Annotated in this window: 20 protein-coding genes and 1 other annotated feature; of the genes, 5 read left to right on the top strand and 15 right to left on the bottom strand. The window is 47.6% G+C overall.

Annotation, left to right across the window (positions count from 1 at the left end; all coding sequences use genetic code 11):
* Positions 1-117: 117 nt before the first annotated feature.
* The 3 genes from BBD41_RS28510 to BBD41_RS28500 all read right to left on the bottom strand — a co-directional run bounded on the left by BBD41_RS28510 (position 118) and on the right by BBD41_RS28500 (position 3,992).
* Positions 118-894: an NAD-dependent epimerase/dehydratase family protein gene (locus BBD41_RS28510; RefSeq protein ID WP_099480843.1), complete on the bottom strand. Its 777-nt coding sequence runs from the start codon at positions 892-894 to the stop codon at positions 118-120.
* Between the two features lie 137 nt (positions 895-1,031).
* Positions 1,032-2,939 carry a threonine--tRNA ligase gene (thrS, locus tag BBD41_RS28505; protein WP_099480084.1) on the bottom strand — a complete coding sequence of 636 codons (1,908 nt, stop codon included), beginning with the start codon at positions 2,937-2,939 and terminating at the stop codon, positions 1,032-1,034.
* A 56-nt stretch (positions 2,940-2,995) separates the two neighbouring features.
* Positions 2,996-3,233, bottom strand: a binding site (T-box leader).
* Between the two features lie 402 nt (positions 3,234-3,635).
* Complete coding sequence (locus BBD41_RS28500) at positions 3,636-3,992, bottom strand: hypothetical protein (protein WP_237087135.1); 357 nt, start codon at positions 3,990-3,992, stop codon at positions 3,636-3,638.
* Positions 3,993-4,517: 525 nt separating this feature from the next.
* Here BBD41_RS28500 and BBD41_RS28490 point away from each other — a divergent pair.
* Positions 4,518-5,333: an AraC family transcriptional regulator gene (locus BBD41_RS28490; protein ID WP_077566512.1), complete on the top strand. Its 816-nt coding sequence runs from the start codon at positions 4,518-4,520 to the stop codon at positions 5,331-5,333.
* Between the two features lie 74 nt (positions 5,334-5,407).
* On the top strand, positions 5,408-6,376 hold the full coding sequence (locus tag BBD41_RS28485; RefSeq protein ID WP_099480080.1) for a proline dehydrogenase family protein: 969 nt from the start codon (positions 5,408-5,410) through the stop codon (positions 6,374-6,376).
* A gap of 140 nt (positions 6,377-6,516) precedes the next feature.
* On the opposite strand, the gene ppsA is transcribed toward BBD41_RS28485, so the two are convergent.
* From ppsA to BBD41_RS28470, 3 genes are all read right to left on the bottom strand, one after another.
* On the bottom strand, positions 6,517-9,156 hold the full coding sequence (gene ppsA, locus BBD41_RS28480; RefSeq protein ID WP_099480078.1) for a phosphoenolpyruvate synthase: 2,640 nt from the start codon (positions 9,154-9,156) through the stop codon (positions 6,517-6,519).
* A gap of 235 nt (positions 9,157-9,391) precedes the next feature.
* Complete coding sequence (locus BBD41_RS28475; protein ID WP_077566515.1) at positions 9,392-10,108, bottom strand: class I SAM-dependent methyltransferase; 717 nt, start codon at positions 10,106-10,108, stop codon at positions 9,392-9,394.
* An 81-nt stretch (positions 10,109-10,189) separates the two neighbouring features.
* Entirely contained in the window at positions 10,190-10,669 is a 480-nt protein-coding gene (locus BBD41_RS28470; RefSeq protein WP_077566516.1) for a GyrI-like domain-containing protein, read from the bottom strand.
* A gap of 110 nt (positions 10,670-10,779) precedes the next feature.
* On the opposite strand from BBD41_RS28470, the gene BBD41_RS28465 reads away from it, so the two are divergent.
* A complete protein-coding gene (locus tag BBD41_RS28465; RefSeq protein ID WP_099480076.1) occupies positions 10,780-11,739 on the top strand; it encodes a helix-turn-helix transcriptional regulator in 960 nt (319 codons plus the stop codon).
* 47 nt (positions 11,740-11,786) lie between these two features.
* Here BBD41_RS28465 and BBD41_RS28460 read toward each other — a convergent pair whose 3' ends face one another.
* The 6 genes from BBD41_RS28460 to BBD41_RS28435 all read right to left on the bottom strand — a co-directional run bounded on the left by BBD41_RS28460 (position 11,787) and on the right by BBD41_RS28435 (position 16,822).
* Positions 11,787-12,854: a sensor histidine kinase gene (locus BBD41_RS28460; protein ID WP_099480074.1), complete on the bottom strand. Its 1,068-nt coding sequence runs from the start codon at positions 12,852-12,854 to the stop codon at positions 11,787-11,789.
* Positions 12,851-13,552, bottom strand: coding sequence for a response regulator transcription factor (locus tag BBD41_RS28455; protein ID WP_099480072.1), 702 nt, complete (start codon positions 13,550-13,552; stop codon positions 12,851-12,853). The genes BBD41_RS28460 and BBD41_RS28455 overlap by 4 nt, the downstream gene beginning before the upstream one ends.
* A 151-nt stretch (positions 13,553-13,703) precedes the next feature.
* A complete protein-coding gene (locus BBD41_RS28450) occupies positions 13,704-14,477 on the bottom strand; it encodes an ABC transporter permease (RefSeq protein ID WP_099480070.1) in 774 nt (257 codons plus the stop codon).
* On the bottom strand, positions 14,474-15,211 hold the full coding sequence (locus tag BBD41_RS28445; RefSeq protein ID WP_099480067.1) for an ABC transporter ATP-binding protein: 738 nt from the start codon (positions 15,209-15,211) through the stop codon (positions 14,474-14,476). The genes BBD41_RS28450 and BBD41_RS28445 overlap by 4 nt, the downstream gene beginning before the upstream one ends.
* Before the next feature lie 137 nt (positions 15,212-15,348).
* Positions 15,349-15,570, bottom strand: coding sequence for a signal peptidase II (locus BBD41_RS30735; protein WP_418304261.1), 222 nt, complete (start codon positions 15,568-15,570; stop codon positions 15,349-15,351).
* A gap of 178 nt (positions 15,571-15,748) precedes the next feature.
* Entirely contained in the window at positions 15,749-16,822 is a 1,074-nt protein-coding gene (locus BBD41_RS28435) for a phosphotransferase enzyme family protein (protein ID WP_206098274.1), read from the bottom strand.
* A gap of 412 nt (positions 16,823-17,234) precedes the next feature.
* Between BBD41_RS28435 and BBD41_RS28430 the strand changes: the two genes are divergently transcribed.
* Positions 17,235-17,981: an EcsC family protein gene (locus BBD41_RS28430; protein ID WP_099480065.1), complete on the top strand. Its 747-nt coding sequence runs from the start codon at positions 17,235-17,237 to the stop codon at positions 17,979-17,981.
* A 308-nt stretch (positions 17,982-18,289) separates the two neighbouring features.
* Entirely contained in the window at positions 18,290-19,639 is a 1,350-nt protein-coding gene (locus BBD41_RS28425; protein ID WP_189636030.1) for a glycoside hydrolase family 64 protein, read from the top strand.
* 189 nt (positions 19,640-19,828) lie between these two features.
* Here the strand turns inward: BBD41_RS28425 and paiA are convergent, their stop codons facing one another.
* The 3 genes from paiA to nasC form a co-directional block, all read right to left on the bottom strand.
* Positions 19,829-20,353, bottom strand: a complete 525-nt coding sequence (paiA, locus tag BBD41_RS28420; protein WP_077566523.1) for a spermidine/spermine N(1)-acetyltransferase — start codon at positions 20,351-20,353, stop codon at positions 19,829-19,831.
* Between the two features lie 22 nt (positions 20,354-20,375).
* Entirely contained in the window at positions 20,376-20,825 is a 450-nt protein-coding gene (locus tag BBD41_RS28415) for a MarR family winged helix-turn-helix transcriptional regulator (protein WP_077566524.1), read from the bottom strand.
* Positions 20,826-21,085: 260 nt separating this feature from the next.
* On the bottom strand, positions 21,086-23,209 hold the full coding sequence (gene nasC / locus BBD41_RS28410) for an assimilatory nitrate reductase catalytic subunit NasC (protein WP_099480063.1): 2,124 nt from the start codon (positions 23,207-23,209) through the stop codon (positions 21,086-21,088).
* Between the last annotated feature and the right edge of the window lie 19 nt (positions 23,210-23,228).

The raw sequence follows: 23,228 nt of genomic DNA, 5'->3' as shown, positions 1-23,228 counted from the left end.
TGGATGCCCCCTTCGGAAATCTAACATTTCCAGTATAAGGGGGACATCAATCTTTTCCCATCGATTCCTATTACAAAACGATGTTTCGAGTGACAACATTGTCACATAGCTCATTCCTTACGCTTGCTGTCCGCCCTGATAGATCGTTTCATCCTGACGCACGCTGCGTCCTGCTGCCTTGGCCAGCTCAAGCAGCTTTGTCGCATCATCCTCAGGTTTGTATCCGATCAGTTCCTCCAGATAATCGATGTTGTAATAGTTATCGCTGTTGGCTGATGTACCGTACAGATTCAAATATTTCAGCTCGTCGTCAGCTTCAATACAACAAATGATCAATTGAAGCATATCACGCTCGGATATCCAGATATGACCCGCACGCTCAGAATGAGGACGATCATCCCCGGGAAAGTTGCCAATACGAATATTGAACGAGGAGATCTTGCCTTGATCCGAGTAAAGCCTGCCCAGCAGTTCAATATAACATTTGCTGAGCCCGTAAAAGCTATCCGGACGGTATGGATCATGGGGACCAACCTTCTCGTCAGTCCTGTAATATCCGGTTGCGTGATTGGAGCTGGCAAATATCATACGGCGCACGCCGTTTTTCACCGCCGCCTCGAATAACTTGTAGGCACCGCTCACATTGCCAGCCAGGACCTTTCCTAGAAAATCGCCCTCGTCTTTGATCCAGGCAAAATGAATCACTGTGTCAATCCCCTGCGTTAGCTCTACCAGCCGGGCTTCATCACCGATATCCATTTGTATAATGCCCTGCATTTCGTCCGCCTGTATATCCGCTCCGACAACGTCATATCGGTGGTCCTGTTGAAGCCCCTTGAATATTGCGCTTCCTATAGTACCTGCCGCTCCCGTAATTAACACTCTACGCTTCATTTCCTCCAACCCCTCTCTCCTTCACGTGATTACTGTCCTGTTAGTTATTACCCGCTGGGAAAAGGAAGTATACGGAAATATTCCGGGGTGGTTGCTTTTCAAACCGATTCGTGCACGGACAAGCGGAACCTTGGCTATTACTTTTTCTCGCGGATATCCTTCAAAACTTGGTCCTTGAAATCGTCCACTAGCTGTACTCCAAGGTCTCCTTCGCCACGTTTCCTCACGGCGACGGTACCGGAGGCAACTTCGTTTTCTCCGAGTACGAGCGTAAAGGGAACCTTCTGCAGCTGAGCCTCTCTTATTTTATAGCCTAGCTTTTCGCTGCGCCCGTCCACTTCTACCCGAATGCCCGCATCGCTAAGGGCTGCCTTAACTTGAAGCGCATAATTGAGATGATGATCCGATACAGGCAACAGTTTGACCTGAACCGGAGCCAGCCAGAGCGGAAACGCGCCGCTATAATGCTCTGTCAAAATGCCGACAAAGCGGTCGATGGAGCCAAAGATCGCCCGATGAATCACAACGGGCCGGTATTTCCGGTTATCTTCCCCGATGTACGAAAGATCAAATTTCTCCGGCATTTGAAAATCAAGCTGGATCGTCCCGCACTGCCAGCTTCGCTTTAGAGCATCAAGAATGTGGAAATCAATTTTGGGCCCGTAGAATGCCCCATCGCCTTCATTCAATCGATAAACGATTCCCATGCGATCCAAGACATTTTGCAGGGCAGATTCAGCCTGGTCCCACAATTCCTCGGAGCCCATTGATTGTTCTGGCCGAGTCGACAGCTCAATTGTGTATTCAAAGCCAAACACTTGGTAAATCCGGTCAATCAATTCGATGACTCGGCCGATTTCATCCTCGATCTGGTCGGGTCTTACAAAGATGTGCGCATCGTCCTGACAGAATGTACGCACACGCATCATTCCGTTTAAGGCACCCGAAAACTCATGTCGGTGTACTTGACCGAATTCGGAAATGCGGATCGGAAGTTCCCGGTAGGAATGCAGGCTGTTTTTAAAAATCAGCATATGTCCCGGACAATTCATTGGCTTCAGGGCAAATTTTGTTTCGTCGACTTCCGTGAAGTACATGTTTTCATGATAATGATCCCAGTGACCGGATTGCTCCCACAGCTTCTGGTTCATCATAAACGGTGTGCGGACTTCTTCGTAGTCCTGCTTCCGCTGTTCTTCACGCGAGAAATGTTCAAGTTCATTGCGGATGACCATTCCTTTTGGCAAATAAAAAGGCATGCCGGGCGCTTCTTCGGAGAACATAAATAATCCGAGCTCTTTGCCCAGCTTCCGGTGATCGCGCTTCCTGGCTTGTTCGAGCATCTGTAAATGTTCATTCAGCTGAGCCTTTTTCGGAAACGCCGTTCCGTATATCCGCTGAAGCATTGGATTGTTGGAATCCCCACGCCAATATGCGCCCGCAACGCTCATCAATTTAAAGGCCTTGATTCGACCTGTAGAGGGCAAATGCGGTCCGCGGCAAAGGTCAAAAAACTCGCCCTGATCATAAATCGTAATGACGGCATCCTCAGGCAGATCCTGAATTAGCTCCAGCTTTAACGGATCTTCGCTGAAAATCTTTACTGCTTCTTCACGGCTGACAACACGGCGAACGATAGGAAGATCCTCTTGGACGATCCGCTCCATCTCTTTCTCGATAGATGCAAGATCATCGGTAGATAACGGTTGACCGAGGTCTATGTCGTAGTAGAAGCCGTCTTCGATGACAGGTCCTATTCCAAGCTTGACTGCCTGGTTTCCGTATAAGCGTTTGATGGCCTGCGCCATTAAATGGGCCGTGCTGTGTCTGAGGATTTCGATCCCCTCTTTACTGTCAAGCGTAATAATTTCGACCTGACAGTCCTCCTCGATCGTCCGGCTTAAATCAACCGGTGTGCCGTTGATTTTTCCGGCAGCCGCATGCTTCATCAAGCTTGCACCTATAGATTTTGCAACTTGCTCAAGCGTTGTGCCCCGCTCATATTCCCGAATACCTCCATCGGGCAGCATTACTTTCAATTTCATGTGAGTTCCTCCATTCAAATAGCGAAAATTTTGAACGCAAAAAGGCGCACCTGCCCGCAAGGGACGAGTGCGCTCGTGGTTCCACCCTAATTTGACCCGCTGGTGAAGCGAATCCTCATATCATCCTGTAACGGGAATCCCCGGCGACGTTTACACTCAAGGGTCATCCTTGATTTCCACATCGCAGCTGCAAGGCGGTAAATCCTTAGAATTGCCGAAGAGGATTTCAGCCCATGTCCTCTTTCTCTGTACGGCACTTGTCTAAGGATTCATGTCCTTGGTCAACGCTTTTCTTTCTTTTCATTTCATTTCGATCCACGCAAAAAAGCACGCTAATCCCGCAAAGGGACGAGCGCGCTCGTGGTTCCACCCTAATTCGACCCGCTGATGAAGCGAATCCTCATCTCATCCTGTAACGGGAATCCCCGGCGACGTTTACACTCAAGGGTCATCCTTGATTTCCACATCGCAGCTACAAGGTGGTAAATCCTTACGGTTACCGAAGAGGATTTCAGCCCGTGTCCTCTTTCTCTGAACGGCACTCGTTTAAAGATTCGTGTCCTTGATTACAGCTTTTATTGTTTTTACATGGTACTTGAAATCTTTGCCGGCGTCAAGCTGGAAGTTACTCCACACGTACAAGCCCGCCATCTCTTCACTACATACATCTGATCGGCTGCAACTAGATTCACTCATTTATAATTGTTGCGTCCTAATCAATTCCAGCCACTTTTCAAGCGTTTCTTTTATCTCGTAGCGATTTCTAGACCGCATTTCCTTTAATGTATCCCAGTTATCATTTACGACCACCAACAGATATTCTCCGCTGGCACTCGAGTCCGGTGACCAGCCTAAGTCGATAATCAATCTCTCCTGCCCGCTTTTGGGCACGCTCCATTCACCCTTCTCCAGCCTCATCTGAATGATTTGCAGCAGATCCTCGGTGAAATAGTGCCAGTTCTTGATAAATCCATCTGCATCCGGCTCAGGTTCAACATCATAAAACTTATTGTAGCAAACGGCAAAACCCGCCGGAATTCGAAGCTCCATCATTTCCAATGTTCATGTACTCCTTATCAATGTCCGCCAAGCTTCTCAAACTCTTTTCTGTACCATTCATATTTAACCGCCCACGCATCTTTGCGGGATTCTATCGGTCTCTCGTCAACTCCACGGAATGATTCAATCGGCGTTCGAACCGGACGCTCGTTCCAAACTCGTCTTGCTCTACAACAGCCCACATCAGATACCTCCTTCTCGTCATCGACAATGTATCGAAATTGTTGTTTACATTTGATCCATTGAACCAAAAACCTCGTAGGTCATCTTAAGCAATATCTCCAGATCATCCAGTTTAACCTGCCAAAAATACCGCCAAGCTCCAACCAATGAAGAATGACCGTCAGGAGCTTTGCAATCAAAATTATACAATAATTAAGTGAATTTCAGAATGATTCCATTGACTTTAAGCTAAACCTACGCTTCCCTTAATTTAGGAAGAACTATCGCTTCATACACATCTGTCCCATAACAACCGTTGGCTTCATATCATTTTCGGTTTTGAAAGGAGTTAGCTCTATGTCCGGAATAACCTTCGTTCGCAGCCCCGAATTGCCGTTTCTGGAGCTGAAGCAATGCGATTCCCTGAATCAGCTATCTTATAAAAAACATTTTCATGAAGAGCTCTCCATCGGTTTGGTTGAGGAAGGATCCACTCGCGTCTGGTCAGAAGGACAGCAGTTTCAGGCTTCAGCGGGACAAGTCGTCTGCTTCCCCCCGCTGGTTCCTCATGCCTGTCATCCGGACAATCCCTCCATTTGGAAATATACCATGATATTTATTCATCCCGAATGGTTTGCCGGTGTGCCTTGCGATCTTGAGATCCATCGTCCGCATTTTCCGGTTCTTCTCCAAGGGGCTCGGGGGAACCGATGCCGACAATTGATCCTTGCTTGCCGGTCGCTGCTTCGCGAGGATGCCTCGCCCCTAGAGATCGAGTCGATGCTTCTGGAATTGATGCATCTCACGGAGGTCGTTGTGCAGCCCTCCCCTCCCGTCCCGGACATGGATCGTGCAGCTCCGGCCGTACTTCAGGTCAAATCATATCTAGACCTTCATTACAAAGAGCGCATCACGCTGGATACATTGCAAGAGATCTCGGGTGTCAGCAAATTCCATCTGATCCGGCTGTTTAATGCGACGTTTCACCTTGCTCCCCATGCCTATCAAAATTTATTGCGCATCAATTATGCCAAGCGGGAGCTGCTAAACGGCCGGCCGATTGCCGACGTGGCTTTTGACGCGGGATTCTACGATCAAAGCCATTTTACGAGAACTTTCTCGGGCTGTGTCGGCACGACTCCGCTTCAATATATAAGGGCAGCTTCAAGTTGACCGCAATTTTTTACAAGACCGCCTTGCACGCGAATTGTACAATCAAAAAAAACTCATAAGATGCGAGGTGTGTTATGAACCTGCCGATATCGGAACAGATGTTTGCTGACGCTTTGAAGTCCATCGCCCGAAATTTACAGCTTAAAGACCAAATACGGCAATCGAAGGAGCTGTATCCGTTGCTGCTGCGCGTTGCCGAGCGTTTTGTTGCAGGCGAGCATCGCCTGCAGGGACTTGCATGCAATAAGTCCTTGCTTAACAAGGGCTATCTCACCTCACTGGAGTACATCGGGGAGAATACACTCACAGAAGAAGAGTGCACGAAAGCCGTTATGGAGTTCTCATCGATCATCCAGACTTGTTCGAATGAATCGACGGAGGGACTCCGCATTTCGCTCGACCTGTCTCACATTGGATTATCCGTCGATCCCGGTCTCGCTTGCCATCATCTGCTTTGTCTCGCCGAACAAGCAGAACAAGCCGGATTACAGCTCATGATCAGCATGGAGGAATCGGCGAAGACGGATGCCATTCTCTCCATTGTTAACAAGGTATCTCCTGCATACCCTAATGTCGGGATCACACTGCAGGCCCATCTTCCCCGTACGCTTACTGATCTGGAGATGATCCTTTCCGGGGGCAGCGCGCCGATCCGGATCGTAAAGGGAGCCTATCAGGAACGGGAAGGCGAGTACATCCCGCGCTCGCCGCTACTTAACGAACGCTACATTCAGCTTGTGGACATGGGGATCCGGGCAGGCAGAAAGGTTTCGGTAGCGACCCACGATGACCGGCTCATCGAACATATCCTCTGCAATTTCCAGGAAGTCCAGGGTGCCGTCGAAATCGAGATGCTGTACGGCATCCGCCCGGAATTATCCAAGCGCCTGAAGAATCAAGGCGTACCCGTACGCATTTATCTGACATACGGCGAGGAGTGGTTTCTCTATCTGTGCCATCGTATCGCCGAGCATCCGCCGAATCTCTACGATGCGGTGACGAGAATGATCCAGGGTGGAGAGGACAGTTTAACGCTCTATTGACGCGAATTGCTCCAGGACAACCAAGGAAGATACCCCGTCATTTCGGGTTACTTCCCTTGGCAGTCCTCCCCAATGCATTAGTGACTGTTCGGATGGGATGCCGTCTATCAGGTCAAAGCCTTTTTCCTTGAATTAACCGTTCATTCCAATACTTCAACATAGCCTTCGGTTCCATTCACCCGAATATGCTGCCCATCCTTTATCCGTTTGGTAGCATCCTCAACGCCGACTACGGCCGGTAAGCCATATTCACGCGCAATGACCGCGCCATGGGTCATTAATCCGCCAACTTCGGTGACCAGGCCTTTGATGGATACAAACAACGGTGTCCAGCTCGGGTCGGTAAAGGAGGTGACTAAAATATCCCCTTCTTCCAGATCCGCGTCTTCCATGTTTAAGATAACGCGAGCTTTTCCCTCGATAACGCCGGAGGAAACGGCCAGACCTGCCATGGCCTCGTCCGGAAGGTTTTCTCGATTGTACTCCCCCCTGATGATTTCGCCATCTGATGTCATGACACGCGGTGGGGACAGTTTTTCATATACCTTGTACTCTTCTTTCCGTTTGCTGATGATCTGTCTGGTCGCAAGCGTTGCTTGCTGTTCTGCCCTGCAACCCGGATCATCAAGCTGGTTTGTGCGTACGACTTCGTGAAGCTCATCGAAGAAGAGGTAGAAGATATCTTCTTGTTCGTGAATAACGCCCGCTTGTACGAGGCGTTTGGCTTCTTTCAGCAAACTCTGCTTATAAACGAAATAGCGACTCACCATGCCGTACTTCGGGTATTCCCGGTAGCCGATGAAATTCCGGATGAGATCGATCATTCGTTTCGTTTCTTTGGCTTTTTGCTCGCCGTCCGGCAGCTGCTTCAGCCGCTCTAACAATTCATTTTCCTTGTCCAAAGCTTCGAGCTTGCCTTGCTCAAATCTCCGGCTGCTTTCATTAGGCTCAAAGTGTTTGATGTTGCCCAGAATCAAAGGGACGAGCGTACTTGGATTTTCGCTCCAACGGGTTCTGGTGATATCGATTTCTCCGGCACAACGCATGCCATATTTGTCAAGGAAACCTTGGATCGCGTCACGGGCTTCCTGCCCGCCATCCAGCTTAACCAATTCATCCATAAAGTTGTCATCTTTGACATGCTGCATATAATCAATGACTTCCGGATAAGGACGAATCACATCCGCGACATCCAATAGCGCCAGCCCCATTTCCGAGGTAATATTGCCCGGCACTGATTGAGAAAGGGTGTCTGCCGCGTTCTTTTCGCCCAACCACGCATTCATGTTCTCATTGGTCCATGCTGAAGCATTCATGGCAGCCATAAACACGGCCGTGCTTTGCGGGTCAAACAAAATCCTTCTTAACTCCTGGATATCTTCCAAGATAAAATCCAGCAAATCCGATCCCGACTTCGTTCGGATGTTTTGTTTTAATTCTTCGATCGAAGCCTGACTACGCTGAATCAAATCCAAAACGATTACGGGATCGTTATCGATCAGCGACGTCGAATCTGTATTACCTCTTCCCGGAACCTGTACTGTTGGATCATCGGGTAACAATTTTATATAATCCCGCTTGATGATGGTCATGAGGGCTCCTTTTATAAGCGGATCCGATCCTAATGTATGCATTAAAGCTTCCCGGCCGGCACGCGTGGCCAGCCGGGGTGCGATATCAACAAACAACCTTCCGCCCGCCGTACGCATGGGTGCGGGTGTGGTTAACAGGTAAAAAGACAATCCCAATGGTTTTATGGGATCCGTCATCATTTGTTGATGACCCACAGAGATGTAGACGTGGTTGTCTTGGTCCTTCGCTTCAGGGATCGGAAATAATGTCGTAATGGGCCGACTCTGAACAATATAGAAGTTATCCTGAGCCAAACACCACTCGATATCTTGGGGCTGACCGTAATAGGCTTCAATCTGTCTTCCGATGCGTCCCAGCTGTAAAATTTGCTCATCCGTAAGGGTCTGAGACTTTTGCTGGTCGGGATGGATCGGTTTTGTTTCGGTTCCGCCTTCGCTTCGAGCATAGATCGCCATCGTTTTGGCTGCGACCCGCTTCTCGATGATTTCATCTTCCCTTATCTTGTAACCATCGGCGGATACCAAGCCAGAGACCAGCGCTTCCCCAAGTCCATAACCTGCATCGATAGAGACCACCTTGCGGCTTCCGGTCATCGGATCTGCGGTAAACATAATTCCCGAAGCCTCCGGGAAAACCATTTTTTGTATGATCACGGACAAATAAACCTGACCATGGCCGAAGCCATTTTGCATTCGGTAGATGACCGCGCGATCCGTAAATAGGGAAGCCCAGCATTTGCGGATGTGCTGCAGGATAGCATCTTTACCGATGATGTTTAAATAGGTGTCCTGCTGCCCCGCAAAAGAGGCATGCGGCAAATCCTCGGCGGTCGCGCTGGATCGCACGGCATAAGCATGCTCCTCCCCGAACCGGGAGAGAGAGTCCGATACTGCTGTCACTACTTCGGGAGGGATCTCAGCCTCCAGAAGGGTTTGGCGTATCTGCTTGCTGATCTCACCAATGTGATCTCGATCTTCTGCGGATAACATGGTTAGCCGATGGAGCAAGGCGTGATAGGTTTCGTTGTGTTCGATGGCTCTTTGATATCCCTCGGTCGTCAAGCAAAATCCTTCAGGAACCAGGATTCCTTCGATTTTTGATAATTCCCCTAAATGTAACCCTTTTCCGCCAATCAGCCAAAGCTGATTGCTTGCCATTTCCTTAAAATCGAGAACCAACGAACTCATTCCACATCTCTCCTAACCATGAATTTTCAAAAAAAAACATTTGACAAGAGATTTTCGGGCATGATACAATAAAAATGTAAGATGAGATACTTATGACTATTTATAAAACCTCAGGTGTTTTCTGATTATATCATCACGCCTGCTCATATGCAATACTAAAGAACCTGGTCCGGCGACTCAGGTTCTTTTTTGTGATTTCTATTTGATTTTGTCATATTCAAACCAATCAAAGCGTTCATTTGATACAATGAAAAATAAATGATTTGTTTTCAGGACTTGCTTGTTTAAACTCCCAATCACCATACGTTGTGACTTGCTTAAAACCTGCCTTTATCAGCGAATCGGTAAGCTCTTCCCGCTTCCGGAACCTGATCTGCATTTTTTCATGAATCAGCACTTCGCCTGTTCCTGCATGTTTGACGGTTTCATAAAAAGTGAAGATATCTCCCTCGAACCCTTCATATTGCGTATGGATTTCAAGCGGCTCTCCGGTTTCCATGTTTTGGGCTAATTCAGGAGCCGTATCCTTCTCCCACTCTTCCCAAGCCTTAGCTAACGGGTTTCGTGTATCAAAAATATAATGTCCCCCGGCTTTCAAGGACCGGTAAACATCTGAGACCGTTTGCTCCCAGCTCTCATCGGTCAAAAATACCTGTGCAACATTGGCTGTCATTATAACGGCATCATAAGCATTGGTTTGCAATTTCGTGCTATCTCCAATAATCCAGGTGACACGGCTTGCATCGTCTTTGGCTCTCGCCACTTCAATTGCTTCCGCATTGGGGTCAATAGCTGTAATTTCATAGCCTTTCTGAGCAAGATGCATTGTCCATCTTCCTGTGCCGCAGCCTAAGTCAGCAACCATTTTCACATCCAAGCCCTTTAGCAGGGCCAGGAAAAATTCATCGTCTTTTCCCCAATGATTAATCTGGTCATACACCAAGGGTATCATATGAGAAGTCCACCCGCTTTCTTCTAGATATTGTCCGAAGACGAACGATATCGCCTTGCAGGAAAATCAACATGAATCGATTTACTTCCTAACGACCGGAATCCACATTTCACCAAACACAAGACCGTTTCGCTGCCCCATTTCCACCGTTGCGTTGGGCCCGCCGACATAGGCAACTTCCTGTGTTTCCGGCAGCGCTTGTCCAAAGGCGATGCCTGTAAGCATCTGACTCAACTCATCAGCGCTCTGCGCTTCTCCCTTTACAACAAGGTACTCCCCTTTTGGGAATTGGATCACTCTCGTCGCTTCCGGCAGCGCTGCGTCAGTCATTACGCCTGCATAATACATCATTTTGTTATTCACTGCTTCGTTTACGGCAAAAATGTAGTCGTTCGCGGCTACGGACTTTAACGTATCAAGCCTTCCATCCTGTTTGACAGCTTCCCAAAAGTCGGTCTTTTCCTTGTTGATGCCGGCATAGTCTGTGTAATCGCTTTGCAGCTCCGTTCCAAACCCTAATACGATAAAGCTGTCTTTTTCCTCAAGCGTGTAATTGGTCATATTCAAACCCTTCCTCTTCTTAAAATTTATCAAATGATTTGTCTTTTCACTTGATAGGTTTATAATAACTTTAAACCATGTCAAAAAGTGATACCGTTTAGGGGGACCCGATGAAAAAAGTTGAACGGATCAATACCATCATGCGGTATATCAACAACCGTGCCCACTTTACCATTTCGGAAATCATGCGGGAATTTAACATCTCTCGCTCAACCGCGATTCGGGATATCAGGGAAATCGAAGCGATGGGGATGCCGCTTGTTGCTGAAGTCGGGAGGGATGGGGGGTATTTTGTCATGAATAACTCTGTCCTCCCGACGGTCCGCTTTACCGATAATGAAATTAAAGCATTGTTTATTGCCTTTATGGCCACAAGAAATCAACAGCTGCCTTATTTAAAGAGCCGTCACTCTTTAGCTGAAAAATTGCTGGGCCTCATCTCGGAAAACCAGCAAGATGACCTTGTGCTCTTAAATCAAATCCTGCTGTTCGAAGGGACGAACCCCCATAATCCAGACCTGCTCGATCTGTCTGACCTTCCGCATCCGATGCTGGAGCATCTCATTCAAATTCTTCTTGGGGACAGGTATTTACTCCTCTCCGTCAAAGAAGATCAGGGAATCACCTCTTCCCCTATATATCTCCTGCATCTGTATCGGGAAAAAAGCCAATGGCAAATTGACGGCTTTGACCTAGAGCATGGAAAAAGGCGGATCATTCCTGTGGATCATCTCACTCATGTAGAACCTTACCCTGCAAAGAAAAGAATCGATAAGAAAAAGATTTTAGAACTAAGTAAGCAGGAGGAAGCAGCCAACCTTGTCCTTGATCTCGGTCCGAAGGCGATTGCCCAGTTTAAAAAATACCACCCGTTAAAGTTTTCGATTGCTTATACGAATCCGTATCAAACCACGGCCACTTTAAAAACTTTTATTAATGTTCATCATTCGGGAGAAGTAACCGAAACCACCAATTGGCTGCTTTTCCTAGGGGAAGATATCAAGATCAGGGAGTTGCCTAGAGAAGTTGCAGAAGGCATCAAAGACAGATTAAGCTTATACGCGCCCTAAAGAGCAGTCGATCAAGGAGGATGTAGCCGGCGTCTGGTCAGGAAGGTTTAATCATCCTTACAAACCGGCAGCGTAAAATAAAATTCGGCTCCGGTGCCCTCTGTACTCCTGACCCCTATCCGGCCGCCATGATCTTCCACGATTTGTTTGCAAATGGCCAGTCCCAGACCAGCGCCTCCGAACGCTCTGGAACGGGACTTTTCACCTCGGTAAAACCGTTCAAACAAATAAGGCACATCCGCTTCAGCGATGCCGTTCCCATTGTCTTTGACCGCAATGAGCAGCCATTCTCCTTCATCTTTCATATTAACGGTAATTTCCGTAAATTCTCCAGCATATCTTTTGGCGTTTTCGATCAAATTCTCAAACACTTGGGCAATACGATCAGCATCCGCCTTTACAAGTCTGGAGGGAAATGGCCGTTTAACGGACAATCCAACCGGAGCATCCTGAAACTCGATCTCGTAAGGAGCTATGATTGCTTCAAGCAAAACTTGGCTATCCATGACCGCAGCGTCCATACTTAAATGCCCCGCCTCCAACTGGGCGAATTGAAAAAGGTCTTCAATCATGCGATCCAGCTGATCGGTTTTATTTTTAATCACGACCAAGTATTTGCTCACCTTTTGTTCATCGCGCGCTATACCATCCTGCAAACCTTCGACATAGCCGCGGATCGAGGTTATCGGCGTTCGCAAATCATGGGAGATATTGGCGATCAGTTCATTGCGGGAACGTTCGTAAGCGGTTTGCTGATCCAGGGATTCCTTCAACCTTGCACGCATTAATTCGAATACCTCGCTGAAGCGTCCTACCTCGTCATGGTAGCGATTGCGGATTTGAAAATCCAAGTTGCCGTTTATAATTTGGTCCGCAGCATGGCTCAGCTCCTTTAGCGGCAGAAGGACACGTCTTGTAATCACATACGCCAGTATATATGCGCATAAAAGATACGCCATCACTAGCGTGCCGATGACGAAAATAAACATCCCCATAGCTCCGCCGCTTGGGCCCTGCTCTTTCACGTGCACCCCGGATATACTCATCAAGATTACAGGAACAAATATAATACCGGTAAGTGAAGCGATCAGTTTAAAGCGGATTCCGATCTTCATCGCAAACCACCATCAAGCTTGTAGCCTACGCCCCATACCGTTTTGATCAAGGTCGGGTTGGCGGGATCCCGCTCAATTTTCTCCCGAATTTTCTTAATATGGACGGTTACCGTGTTCAAGTCTCCGCGTTCATCGAACCCCCAAACATTTTGAAAGATCTGTTCGCGAGTTAACACCTGATTGGGATGAAGGGCCAAAAAGCGGAGCACTTCAAACTCCTTCGCCGAGCATTGAACAGGTCGATTTCGAACGCTCACTTCATAAGCTTTGAGATCGAGCTCCAAATCTTGATATCGGATGAGATCCGATTGCGGCATAGGTGACGACAGCTGATTCACTCTGCGAAGCTGCGCCCTGACCCTTGCAATCACCTCGCCGGGACTGAAAGGCTTGACCACATAATCGTCCGCGCCGATTCCTAGCCCGAGAATTTTATCGACATCGCTCTTCTTGGCGCTAAGCATGATAATTGGTATGGACGACTCGGAGCGAATCGTTCGGCACACTTCAATCCCGTTTAAATGGGGCAGCATAATATCCAAAATCATCAATTGCGGCCGGGTTTCCCTGAACAATCGAACGGCCTCAAGCCCGTCTTTAGCTACGATGACTTCGAAGTGCTCTTCTACCAGGTAATCCTTTAACAAATCCGCAATTTCTTTCTCATCTTCCACAATCATAATCCGGTCAAGCTGCACGGGTTCACCTCATTCCTATCAATATACATCCTTCTCCAATATCATAACACTCGCTTCGTAGTTGTTACCATAAAACCGAGAGTGAACATGCCTTCCTTGCCAAAATTGCCTTGAAGGGTTTATCGAAAACCATGAGCAGGAAGGGCCCCTCCTATTGGATTAGATCTTTTTTCTTGATGATCAAAGCACTGGCTGCATAGAACAATACGATGTATGCTGCGATAATCGCGGTGTTCTGAAACACGGCATCCCAAGTAGCCTTAAGGACGATTTCATGAAAATAGTACATGTGATTCACAACGGAATAGGGCTTGATCTTCTCGAACGCATTCAGGGATTGTGCAGCAGTCAAAATTCCGATGGAGAGCCCGATGGTTGTACTGATGTTCGTGGCCATGACGGCAAATAAAACGACAATCATTCCGCACGCCATGTACGGCAGCAGCATCGAGAACGTCAGCCGAAGCGTTAACCATACCCCTTCCGCCCCCGTATACTTCTCTCCAGCATAGAATGTATACTTGCCCCAACCGAATGAAAGCGTTCCGATCGCGTATTCTGCTGCGAGGGATAAAACAACCAGGACCAAGATGAATACGAATAATGAGGCGATTTTGGCATTGAGCCATTCGATCCGTCCGACGGGTCGCAGCAGCGTCAGCTTGAACGTGCCTGCTTTTATATCACCAGTAATCAAGTCCGCCACATACACGGGAATGAAAATGGTCATGAATTGGGCCATGCTGTTTATGAGCGCTAAAGGAAGGGATTGCCCATTCGGCGTAACAATGACCGACTTCCATTCCCCGCCAGACTGATAAAAATAGACGGTCATGCAAGCATGGATGATCAGGATGGCTATAAAAATATACATTTTCTTTAATCTGAATGTTTTATAAAGCTCGTTTTGAATCAACCGAATCACAACCTACCCTCTCCTTCCGTTATGTTCAAAAAGTATTGCTCGAGCGTTCTGGATCCACCGGATGCGAGCAGCTGCTGGACATCGCCTTCCGCCACCAGCTTACCGCATCGGATAATGCCGATTTTGTTGCACATTTGTTCGACTTCATGCAGCAGATGGCTAGAGATGAGGAAAGTGATGCCTTGCTCTGCAGCAAGCTGTCCGATCATTACTCTGATCTCCTTCATGCCTTGCGGATCAAGGCCATTCGTAGGTTCATCGAGAATGATCAGCTTCGGCTCGTTTAGAAGTGAACCCGCGATCCCAAGTCGCTGCCTCATGCCCAGCGAATAGGATCCAACCTTGTCTTTTGCCCGATCGGTCAAACCAACGAGCTCCAGAACTTCCAGCACGCGTGTTCGAGTCACGTCCTTCAGAAGGTTCGCTGCTAACATGAGATTGTCATAGGCGGAAAGATAGGCATAAAAGGCCGGTTGCTCTACAATAGCGCCAACAAGCGCTATTGCATCTTTAAAATGCGATCTCAGACGATATCCTCCAATCCTCACCTCTCCTGCATCGGGATGAATCAGTCCCGTCAGCATCCGGATCGTTGTAGTTTTTCCGGATCCGTTCGTTCCGAGGAAACCGTAAATATCGCCTTGCTCAATCCGAAGATCGAGACGATCGACAGCGGTTCTGGTACCGAAGGTTTTCGTCAATCCCTTTGCATCAAGTAGGATATTGTTTTCCATAAGCGTTCTCCTCCACATTTTATTGACCTTGTTTTCTTAATCTTAAAGACAGGACATAAAGAGTTGATTTTAGATTAATGAAAGATTGATATTAAAAATATGAACATTCCATAAAGGAGGGGGATATGATCCATTGTTTATTGAGGGGGCATATCATGATCATGATCCCTGACAGGCAACTCTCTTAAGCTAGAGAAGATCACAATAATGACTCCGATGCTTAAGAAGGAATCAGCTGCATTAAAAACGGGGAAGTTGATAAAGTAAACTTGAATCATGTCCACGACGCTATTATGTAGTAAAGGACCACTTCGACAACTCCTCTCTGTATTTTTTAAATCCTTCTCATCAGAATAAATGCATGTTCTTAAGAGCGGGCTTTATAGAAATTAACAGTTTATATTGAAAGGATTAACATTCGATAAACTCGCAAAAAAGCACCCCCCAACTCATTATGATTGGGGAGTGCTCCAGACATTCACTAAAATCATATATCTTCCGTCTTAATAATGTTCTTGAGATCGCTACAATATCGACTTATATCTTACGTTCCTCATATTCAAAGGGTTCTTTGCACGAATAGATCTCATGGAAAAATCCTATATACGGGATATCGTCCTCCATGCATTTTATTAGATACGACAGCTCCTCGTCACACCCCGGCTCCTCACCCGTATTGTGCATCACTTCGAATGCATCCACAATATTTTCCATGACGCATGCCTGAATAAATAATGGCAGCTGATCCAACATCGTATCTTCGAGCTTGGTCTCAGATCTGTATCCCTCAAGGACCGTTTCAAAGTAATCATCCATAAAGGCTTTACGTTTACCGGCGTCTGGTTCGAACTGGATCCAGCCCATTCCGTTTCTCCATACACTGGCCAAGTCATACATATACCAGCCGAAGCATGAATTATCGAAATCGTATACCGTGATTTGCCCGGTATCATAATCGATCGAATAATTTCCATCGTTGTAATCAAAATGGATCATACCGTAAGTCTCATGGCTTCTGTCCAATCCTTCTAATGCATGAAGGAGCTCTGCCAGCTTCTTCTTCAGCAGTGATAGGGAGTCAGGAATCAGTTTATCGATATATTCGGCATTGAATTTGTCAAAAAAATGATGCCGATGGTGGACAGGCGTGTATTGTGTTGATAATTGGTGGAGCTTCCCCAAAACTTTACCGCAGTTGTAATAGTATTCGGATATTGCAACTCCCTCTCGGTACCGATAATGATTTTCCGCAAGCCTTTTCCCTTTAGCCTTTTCAAACAGGCAGATAAAGAAGAGATATTGATTATGGGTAATCTCCTCAAGCAGATTCCCATTCAGGGAGCTGATTACATTGGATACGCTGCCTCCGTGCTTAAATAAATAGCGGATATACTCAACCTCGGCCAGAAAATCATCCCGGCTTCTATCAGGTAAAAAAGCGATTCGGAGTATTTTTGCGTCGGCTCCTTCTTTCTCAAGAACATAAACGATATTCCGCCCTCCTTCATGGGGTGGAATTAGCTGGATTTCATAACCCTCCAACCCGTACAATTCCATAACGGATGGAAGGAAATGTGCATCCATGATTTGAATAACCTCGTTATATTTCATAGCATCTCTCCTTTTAACTGATCACGTAATATTTTTTCGCAACAATTACCTCTTAGTTCCTTGTTAGATGAAGTTTTGACCCTCTTTCTTTTATCAAGCATTAACTTCCTGTTCAGCACATACAGCGTAACCCCTAATTATGAAAGGTTACAAGGTGAAAAATGGTTTTAGCCATTTCCGAGGACGGTTCGCATTGGCATCGCTCATTGTATATTTATTGATGCAGCAGCTCGATTTTGAATTTTCGAGCCTTGACGCGTAAATACTCCCTGCGACCAGAAAACCTCACCTCGAACTTTTAACCCTTTACGATGCTGGACTTTGGTCGAGGTTCAGTACCTCCTGCGGACGGTTTCGAATCATGGATATTTTCGTTATAATTTTGCCAAGTATGTTGGAGGAGCGATGGAGCATGAGCTACGAACATAAAGTACAGAGGGAACTTGCCGACTGGGAACACAAGTTGTTCAGACCGCCCGGATGGCTGGAAAAAACATCGAAAACAATCGGCAATCGAATTAATCATTGGATTCCCCCGAAGGTGCACAATATCATTACGACCACCATTCGATCGATCGTGCGCACGGCATTGTTCGGCGCGGAATATACGCCGAGTCGGCAGGTGGAGCGTACTTTGGACCTCGAGGCTGCGGATCAAGAAGCGCAGGAATTATTTGCCCTGTACCAAAAAATTGCGGTTGCCGAAGGCGCTGGAACGGGAGCAGGCGGCATTATGCTTAGCATGGTGGACTTTCCCGCTTTAATTGCGATCAAGATGAAATTTCTGTTCGAGCTGGCTCATGTTTACGGCTATGACACCAAGCATTTCTCTGAGCGGGTATTCATTCTCAAGGTGTTCCAAATGACGTTCTCCGGACCGGAAAACCGTGCGAAGCTGCTCAAATCCGTCAAGCATTGGCATATCGAAAAGGAACAATGGATGTCCGACACCGAGTACGCCCGAGATATGGACTGGGAGACATTTCAGATCGAGTATCGCGACGCCATGGACTTCCGGAAAATGCTGCAGATGGTGCCTGGGATCGGCGCTGTCGCAGGAGCTTGGGCAAATTACACCATTCTTGAGGAGCTGCGTGAATCCGCCATGAATGCTTACCGCCTTCGCAGATTGCACGATGATTTTGTCATTGTAGGTTAAATCTTCCCTCATTCGCCATAACCACAGTTATAAACATGATATCATGAACAATATAGGCAGCTAATCGGTATGATTAGCTGCCTTTAAAATTGCCTACTATTGTAATGCTCAAACTCCATCCGAAATTGTGAGCCCCATCCCGAAATCCCATGACTCCTATATTTTGGTAAACAGAATTATAATCATGTTGTAACCGCATTCATTTTGACTTCCAAGACAACATGTACCACTTTATAACAAAGGGGTGTTGCCGTTTCAAGCCCAATTGCGAAGTTCATTTTATCCCCATACCAAAGGAGGAACTTTTAATGATGCGAAAGGGATTCTCTTATATGCTGGTTGTGTCGCTTCTGCTAACCTGCTGTACCTTCTTCGGTACGAAGGCGGAAGCCGCAGACTATACGCAGGGCGTCGAACGATCCGGAAACACAGCTACCATATGGTTCAAATCGTCCGTCAACACGAGTTGGGTGGATGTTCATTACAAAGTGAATGACGGCGTGCAGCAAAATTTGAGAATGGCGTACAACGCTGGCAAATCCCGATACGAACAAGCGATCACAGGCATAGCCGCTGGCAACGTCATTGCGTATTGGTTTACTTATAATAACGGAACCCCAGCCTACGACACCAATATCTTTACGTACACCGCTGGTTCCACGCCAGATCCCCCTTCATCCGGTTCCATATATGACATTCTCCCGTCCTCGATTCCCATGCCGCCAAACGGTGCTGTTTCCGTAAAGATCATGAACGGGACCCGTGGCGCTTACAACGACCAGCAAATATACTGGGGCGTCCTCGGCATCAATCCGGTCAATGGTCGTTGGAGTTACCTGGATTTGAATGGAAATCTCATCCCGATCTCGAACGCCTTGAATGATGCGCCAGGGCACTTAACCAAGAACGGGGTCCATTACGCCAACATTTACCACAAGGTCAGCGATGCTTCCTGGTTTACCTTGCCTCAGATCACATCGGGCCGAATGTTTCTTAGTGTCGGTTCCCCAATGTATCTGAAAACCTTCGATTATGGATTTGCCGGACCCGATCTGAATAATCCGACGGATCCCAACCGCGATATTATTTTCGATTTCGTTGAATTCACGGTTGACCATGCCGGCTATCACGGCAATACGACACGCGTCGATGGGTTCGGTTTTCCGATCCAGCATCGGCTAGTCAACCAGTCCGGTTCTTTTGACCAAACCGTAGGTGAGCTTGAATCCGAGACTCGAAGCGGAATATTCGCCAAATTCCAGGCTGAGGTTCCTGCCGAATTCAAATCGCTGGCAACGGTTCAAGCTCCATATCGCATCGTTGCGCCAATTCACGGCTCTTTCGCCCAGGGCGGAGCAAATGCCAACTATTTCGCCGGGTACGCGCCGTATAGTACACAGGATATTTTCCGGTGCGACGGCGCTTTGACGGATGCTGCAACGTGCGCAGCCATCAATCGCCATGTATATCCGACGAGCGACTGGAACAACGTGTCGAATTACTATCAAGGCGCACCGGCCAATTATTACGCAAAATTCTGGCACGATCACAGCATAAACCGCTTGGCCTATGGATTTGCATATGATGATGTCAACGGCCAAGCTGCTTATCTCGAAGTGGGCGATCCGAAGGGCCTGATTATTCGTGTAGGATGGTAAGTGATCCCTCATGTCTTTAGATATAAACAAAAACGATGACGCGCGGTCATCGTTTTTGTTTTTTTCACTATCGGCAGCCTGCATGAGTCCCACAGTTTATGCTTAGTTAAAAAACAACCCTACACGCTGAAGCCTTATTTGTATCCCACTATTAGATATTATTCATTTTCAAGCGCAATAAATATCCTTTCAGTGGTCTATGCAGGTTTTGGTCATAATGAAATCCCTCTGCTCTTCGTCTCCCATGTAGAATGTGTGGGCACCAGTTTGAACAAACCCCATTTTCTTATAAAAAGCAATGGCATTTTCATTACGCTCCCAAACGCCAAGCCAAACGTTTGGTTTATTACGTGCGAGCGCGATGTCCATGGCTTTATTGAACAGAAGCTTACCCAGCCCATGCTTTTGATATCGGCTCTTAACATATATTCTCTCGATTTCAAGTGAATCATGACCCATCATTTCGGTTTGAGCATCATCGGTGTTTACCTTTAAGTATCCTGCGATCTCCCCATTATAATAGATAAAATAAAATTCCGACGAGCTATTGCGCATCTCTTTTTCTAATTGGTTTAAGTTAAATGCTCTGTCTAAATACGCCTTCATACTTTCAGGTGAATTCTGATCCTTAAATGTCTCATGAAATGTTCCGACACTAATATCTTGAAGTAAGCCTAGGTCTTCCAGCGTGCATTTTCTTATATCTATAGTCAATTGAGTTCTCCTCCCTCTGTAATCAATACAGTCGCTTGTTGCCCTTCTTCACAAACTCCCAGTCTTTCTCTACGTTCTTTCTGACCCTCTGCAAGAGATTCAACAGGTCTTCTGCCTCGCTTTCAGATAACCCCTCTAACGCAACCCGATTGGAATATTCATGCTCTTTTATTATAAAAGGATACACGTATTTCCCCTTCTCTGTTGGGAAGAGCTTTTTGATTTTATGATTATGCTGATCATCTTTCTTTTCAATAAAGCCATGAAGCTCAAGCTTCTTTATCGCACGGGCTGCGGTTGTCCGATCGACTTTTATCATCTCAGCCAGCTTCTCTTGAATGATTCCCGGATTCTCGCACACTCTCACAAGGTATAAATACTGTCCCTTGGTTAGGTCATATTCTTTAAATTCAATATTGCTGATCGAATCTAATGCTCTGGCGATCATTCCAATTTCACGAAGAATTCCCATCGTATACTGACTCCCTCGATCTCATTTATATTGCAAATGCAACAATACGTACTTCTAGTTTAATTTAATAATGTTGCATTTGCAATAATTAATAATAATAAAAATGACCATTTCGATGATTGCTCCAGTTCATCAAAATGGTCATAAGATTGAAGATGCTGATACTGCCTCAACCCGTACAAAGCGCTGATTCATCGTAATCGAGGCGAATTAGAATCGATGCGAGACTTTGTTCTTAACCGTTTATCTGTCCAGGCTGTTTACCTGAAATAGAGAGATCGAATCCGAACGGCAGCGGTCTTGAACCCCGGCATTTTGCAGAAGGGGTCCAGCTCCGGCCGGGTAGCATGATTGACGTTCTGTACCCCACCCCAATGCATAGGGACAAACAGGGTATCTTGCCGAATAGAATCTCCAACTCTGCAGCGGACCGTAAAAGAGCCATGCTCGGACACAACTTCGACCCACTCCCCGTCCCGTACCCGGTACCGCTGCGCGGTAATCGGATGAATCTCTGCGAAATTCTCCAGCTCGCGTGCAAGTAAAGATGGGCTTCTCCGGGTCTGCACTCCGGTCAGATAATGGGACAATACACGTCCATTGGTTAGGATTAGCGGGTATTCCTCGGACACTCCTTCCCAGCGCTCTCCTTCTGTAATGGTGAAAACGGCCTTCCCGTCCGGGTGGGCGAACGATTGCTGGAACAGCAAGCCGATCCCAGCCTCCTCGGTAGAGGGGCAAGGCCAGTACACCCCTTCCTCCCTGCGCAATCGGTCATACGTGATGCCGTAATAATCAGCAACCCCGCCTTTGCTCGCCAGCCTCAGCTCGTTAAATATCTCTTCAGGCCCGTTGAAGCGAAAATACCTTCCCTTTCCCAGTTGGTCTGCTATGGAGCAGAGGATCCTCCAGTCATGACGCGACTCACCGGGCGCTTCACGGCCGGCTTTCCGCAGAAGGACCCGCCCCTCCAGATTGGTCAGTGTCCCTTCATTCTCCAAATAGGAGGTCACCGGCAGCACGATGTCAGCCAATTGGGCCGTTTCGGACATGAACATATCGGCAACCACCAGCAGATGAAGGCTCTTCAAGCCTTCCACCACATGCCCGGCGTTCGGATTCGAAACCACGGGATTGGATCCCATCACGAAGAGAGATTTGATCTCGCCCTGATGAACAAGCTCCATCATCTCATAGGCCGAGACGCCTTTTCCAGGTAAGCTTGAAGCTTCAACACCCCATACGGAGGCAACGTACTTACGGTCCTCCTCATTCTCGATCGATCTGTAGCCCGGCAGCTGATCAGCCTTTTGCCCATGCTCTCTTCCGCCCTGTCCATTCCCCTGACCGGTGACGGCTCCATATCCGCAGCCTTCCCTGCCGATTTTGCCTGTGGCTAACACCAGGTTAAGAAAATGCCGAACCGCAAGGTGCCCATCCGTCTGCTGTTCTACCCCCCGGGCGGTCAATATCATTCCTGTGTCCGCCATGCCATAGGCCCTTGCAGCCTCCCGGATCTGCTCCAGCTCCAATCCGCATAGATCAGCAGCCCGATTCAAATTGAACCCGTTCATATAGGCTCGCAGCTCATCATAACCATTTGTTCTGGCCCGAATAAATGCTTCATCCACGAAGCCCTCATCCATGATGATGCTAAGCATGGCATCAGCCAGCAAAGCATCTGTACCTGGTTTGATCGGCAGGTGGATATCCGCAATGGCCGCTGTCGCCGTTTTCCGCGGGTCGATGACCACGATCTTCGCTCCGTTCTCTTTCGCTTGGTTAAAATACGGCAGCAGCGTCGGCTGGCACTCTGCGATATTGGTACCGGCGAGCACAATGCAGCGGGCCATAGGAATATCGGTCAGCCTGAACGTCAGTCCCCTGTCAATCCCAAAGGTTTTACTCCCCGCAGAGGCCGCTGCCGACATGCAGAAACGACCGTTATAATCGATATATTTCGTGCCGAGCGCCACTCTGGCAAATTTGCCGAGCAAATAGGCCGTTTCGTTGGTCAGCGATCCACCGCCGTATACGGCATTCGCATCAGTACCGTACTGGTCTGAAATCGTCTGTAACCGATGGCTTATCACGTGAATCGCCTCGTCCCAGGAACAAGGAACGAGCTCGCCGTTGACACGGATCAGTGGTTCCAGCAACCGCTGCGAGTGGACAGCATGCTGATGCGCATTCATGCCTTTGACGCAAACTCTGCCCTGGGAGGCAGCGTTTGGCACTCCTTCAATCTGGTAGGCAGTTCGGCGCTGACCCGAAACGCCTGTCTCCACTTCAGTAACCGTCATCTTACACTGTACACTGCAAAAAGGACATTGAGTCTCTACCTGGGCAGAAGCTCTCTCTATATCCAAATCCGTATGAACCATCTTAGACCACCTCTCCCTC

The sequence above is a fragment of the Paenibacillus ihbetae genome (assembly GCF_002741055.1).
In the GTDB taxonomy this organism is placed as follows: domain Bacteria; phylum Bacillota; class Bacilli; order Paenibacillales; family Paenibacillaceae; genus Paenibacillus_AQ; species Paenibacillus_AQ ihbetae.
Note: the sequence above shows the minus strand (reverse complement) of the source record. Positions and strands in the feature narration are given on the sequence as shown.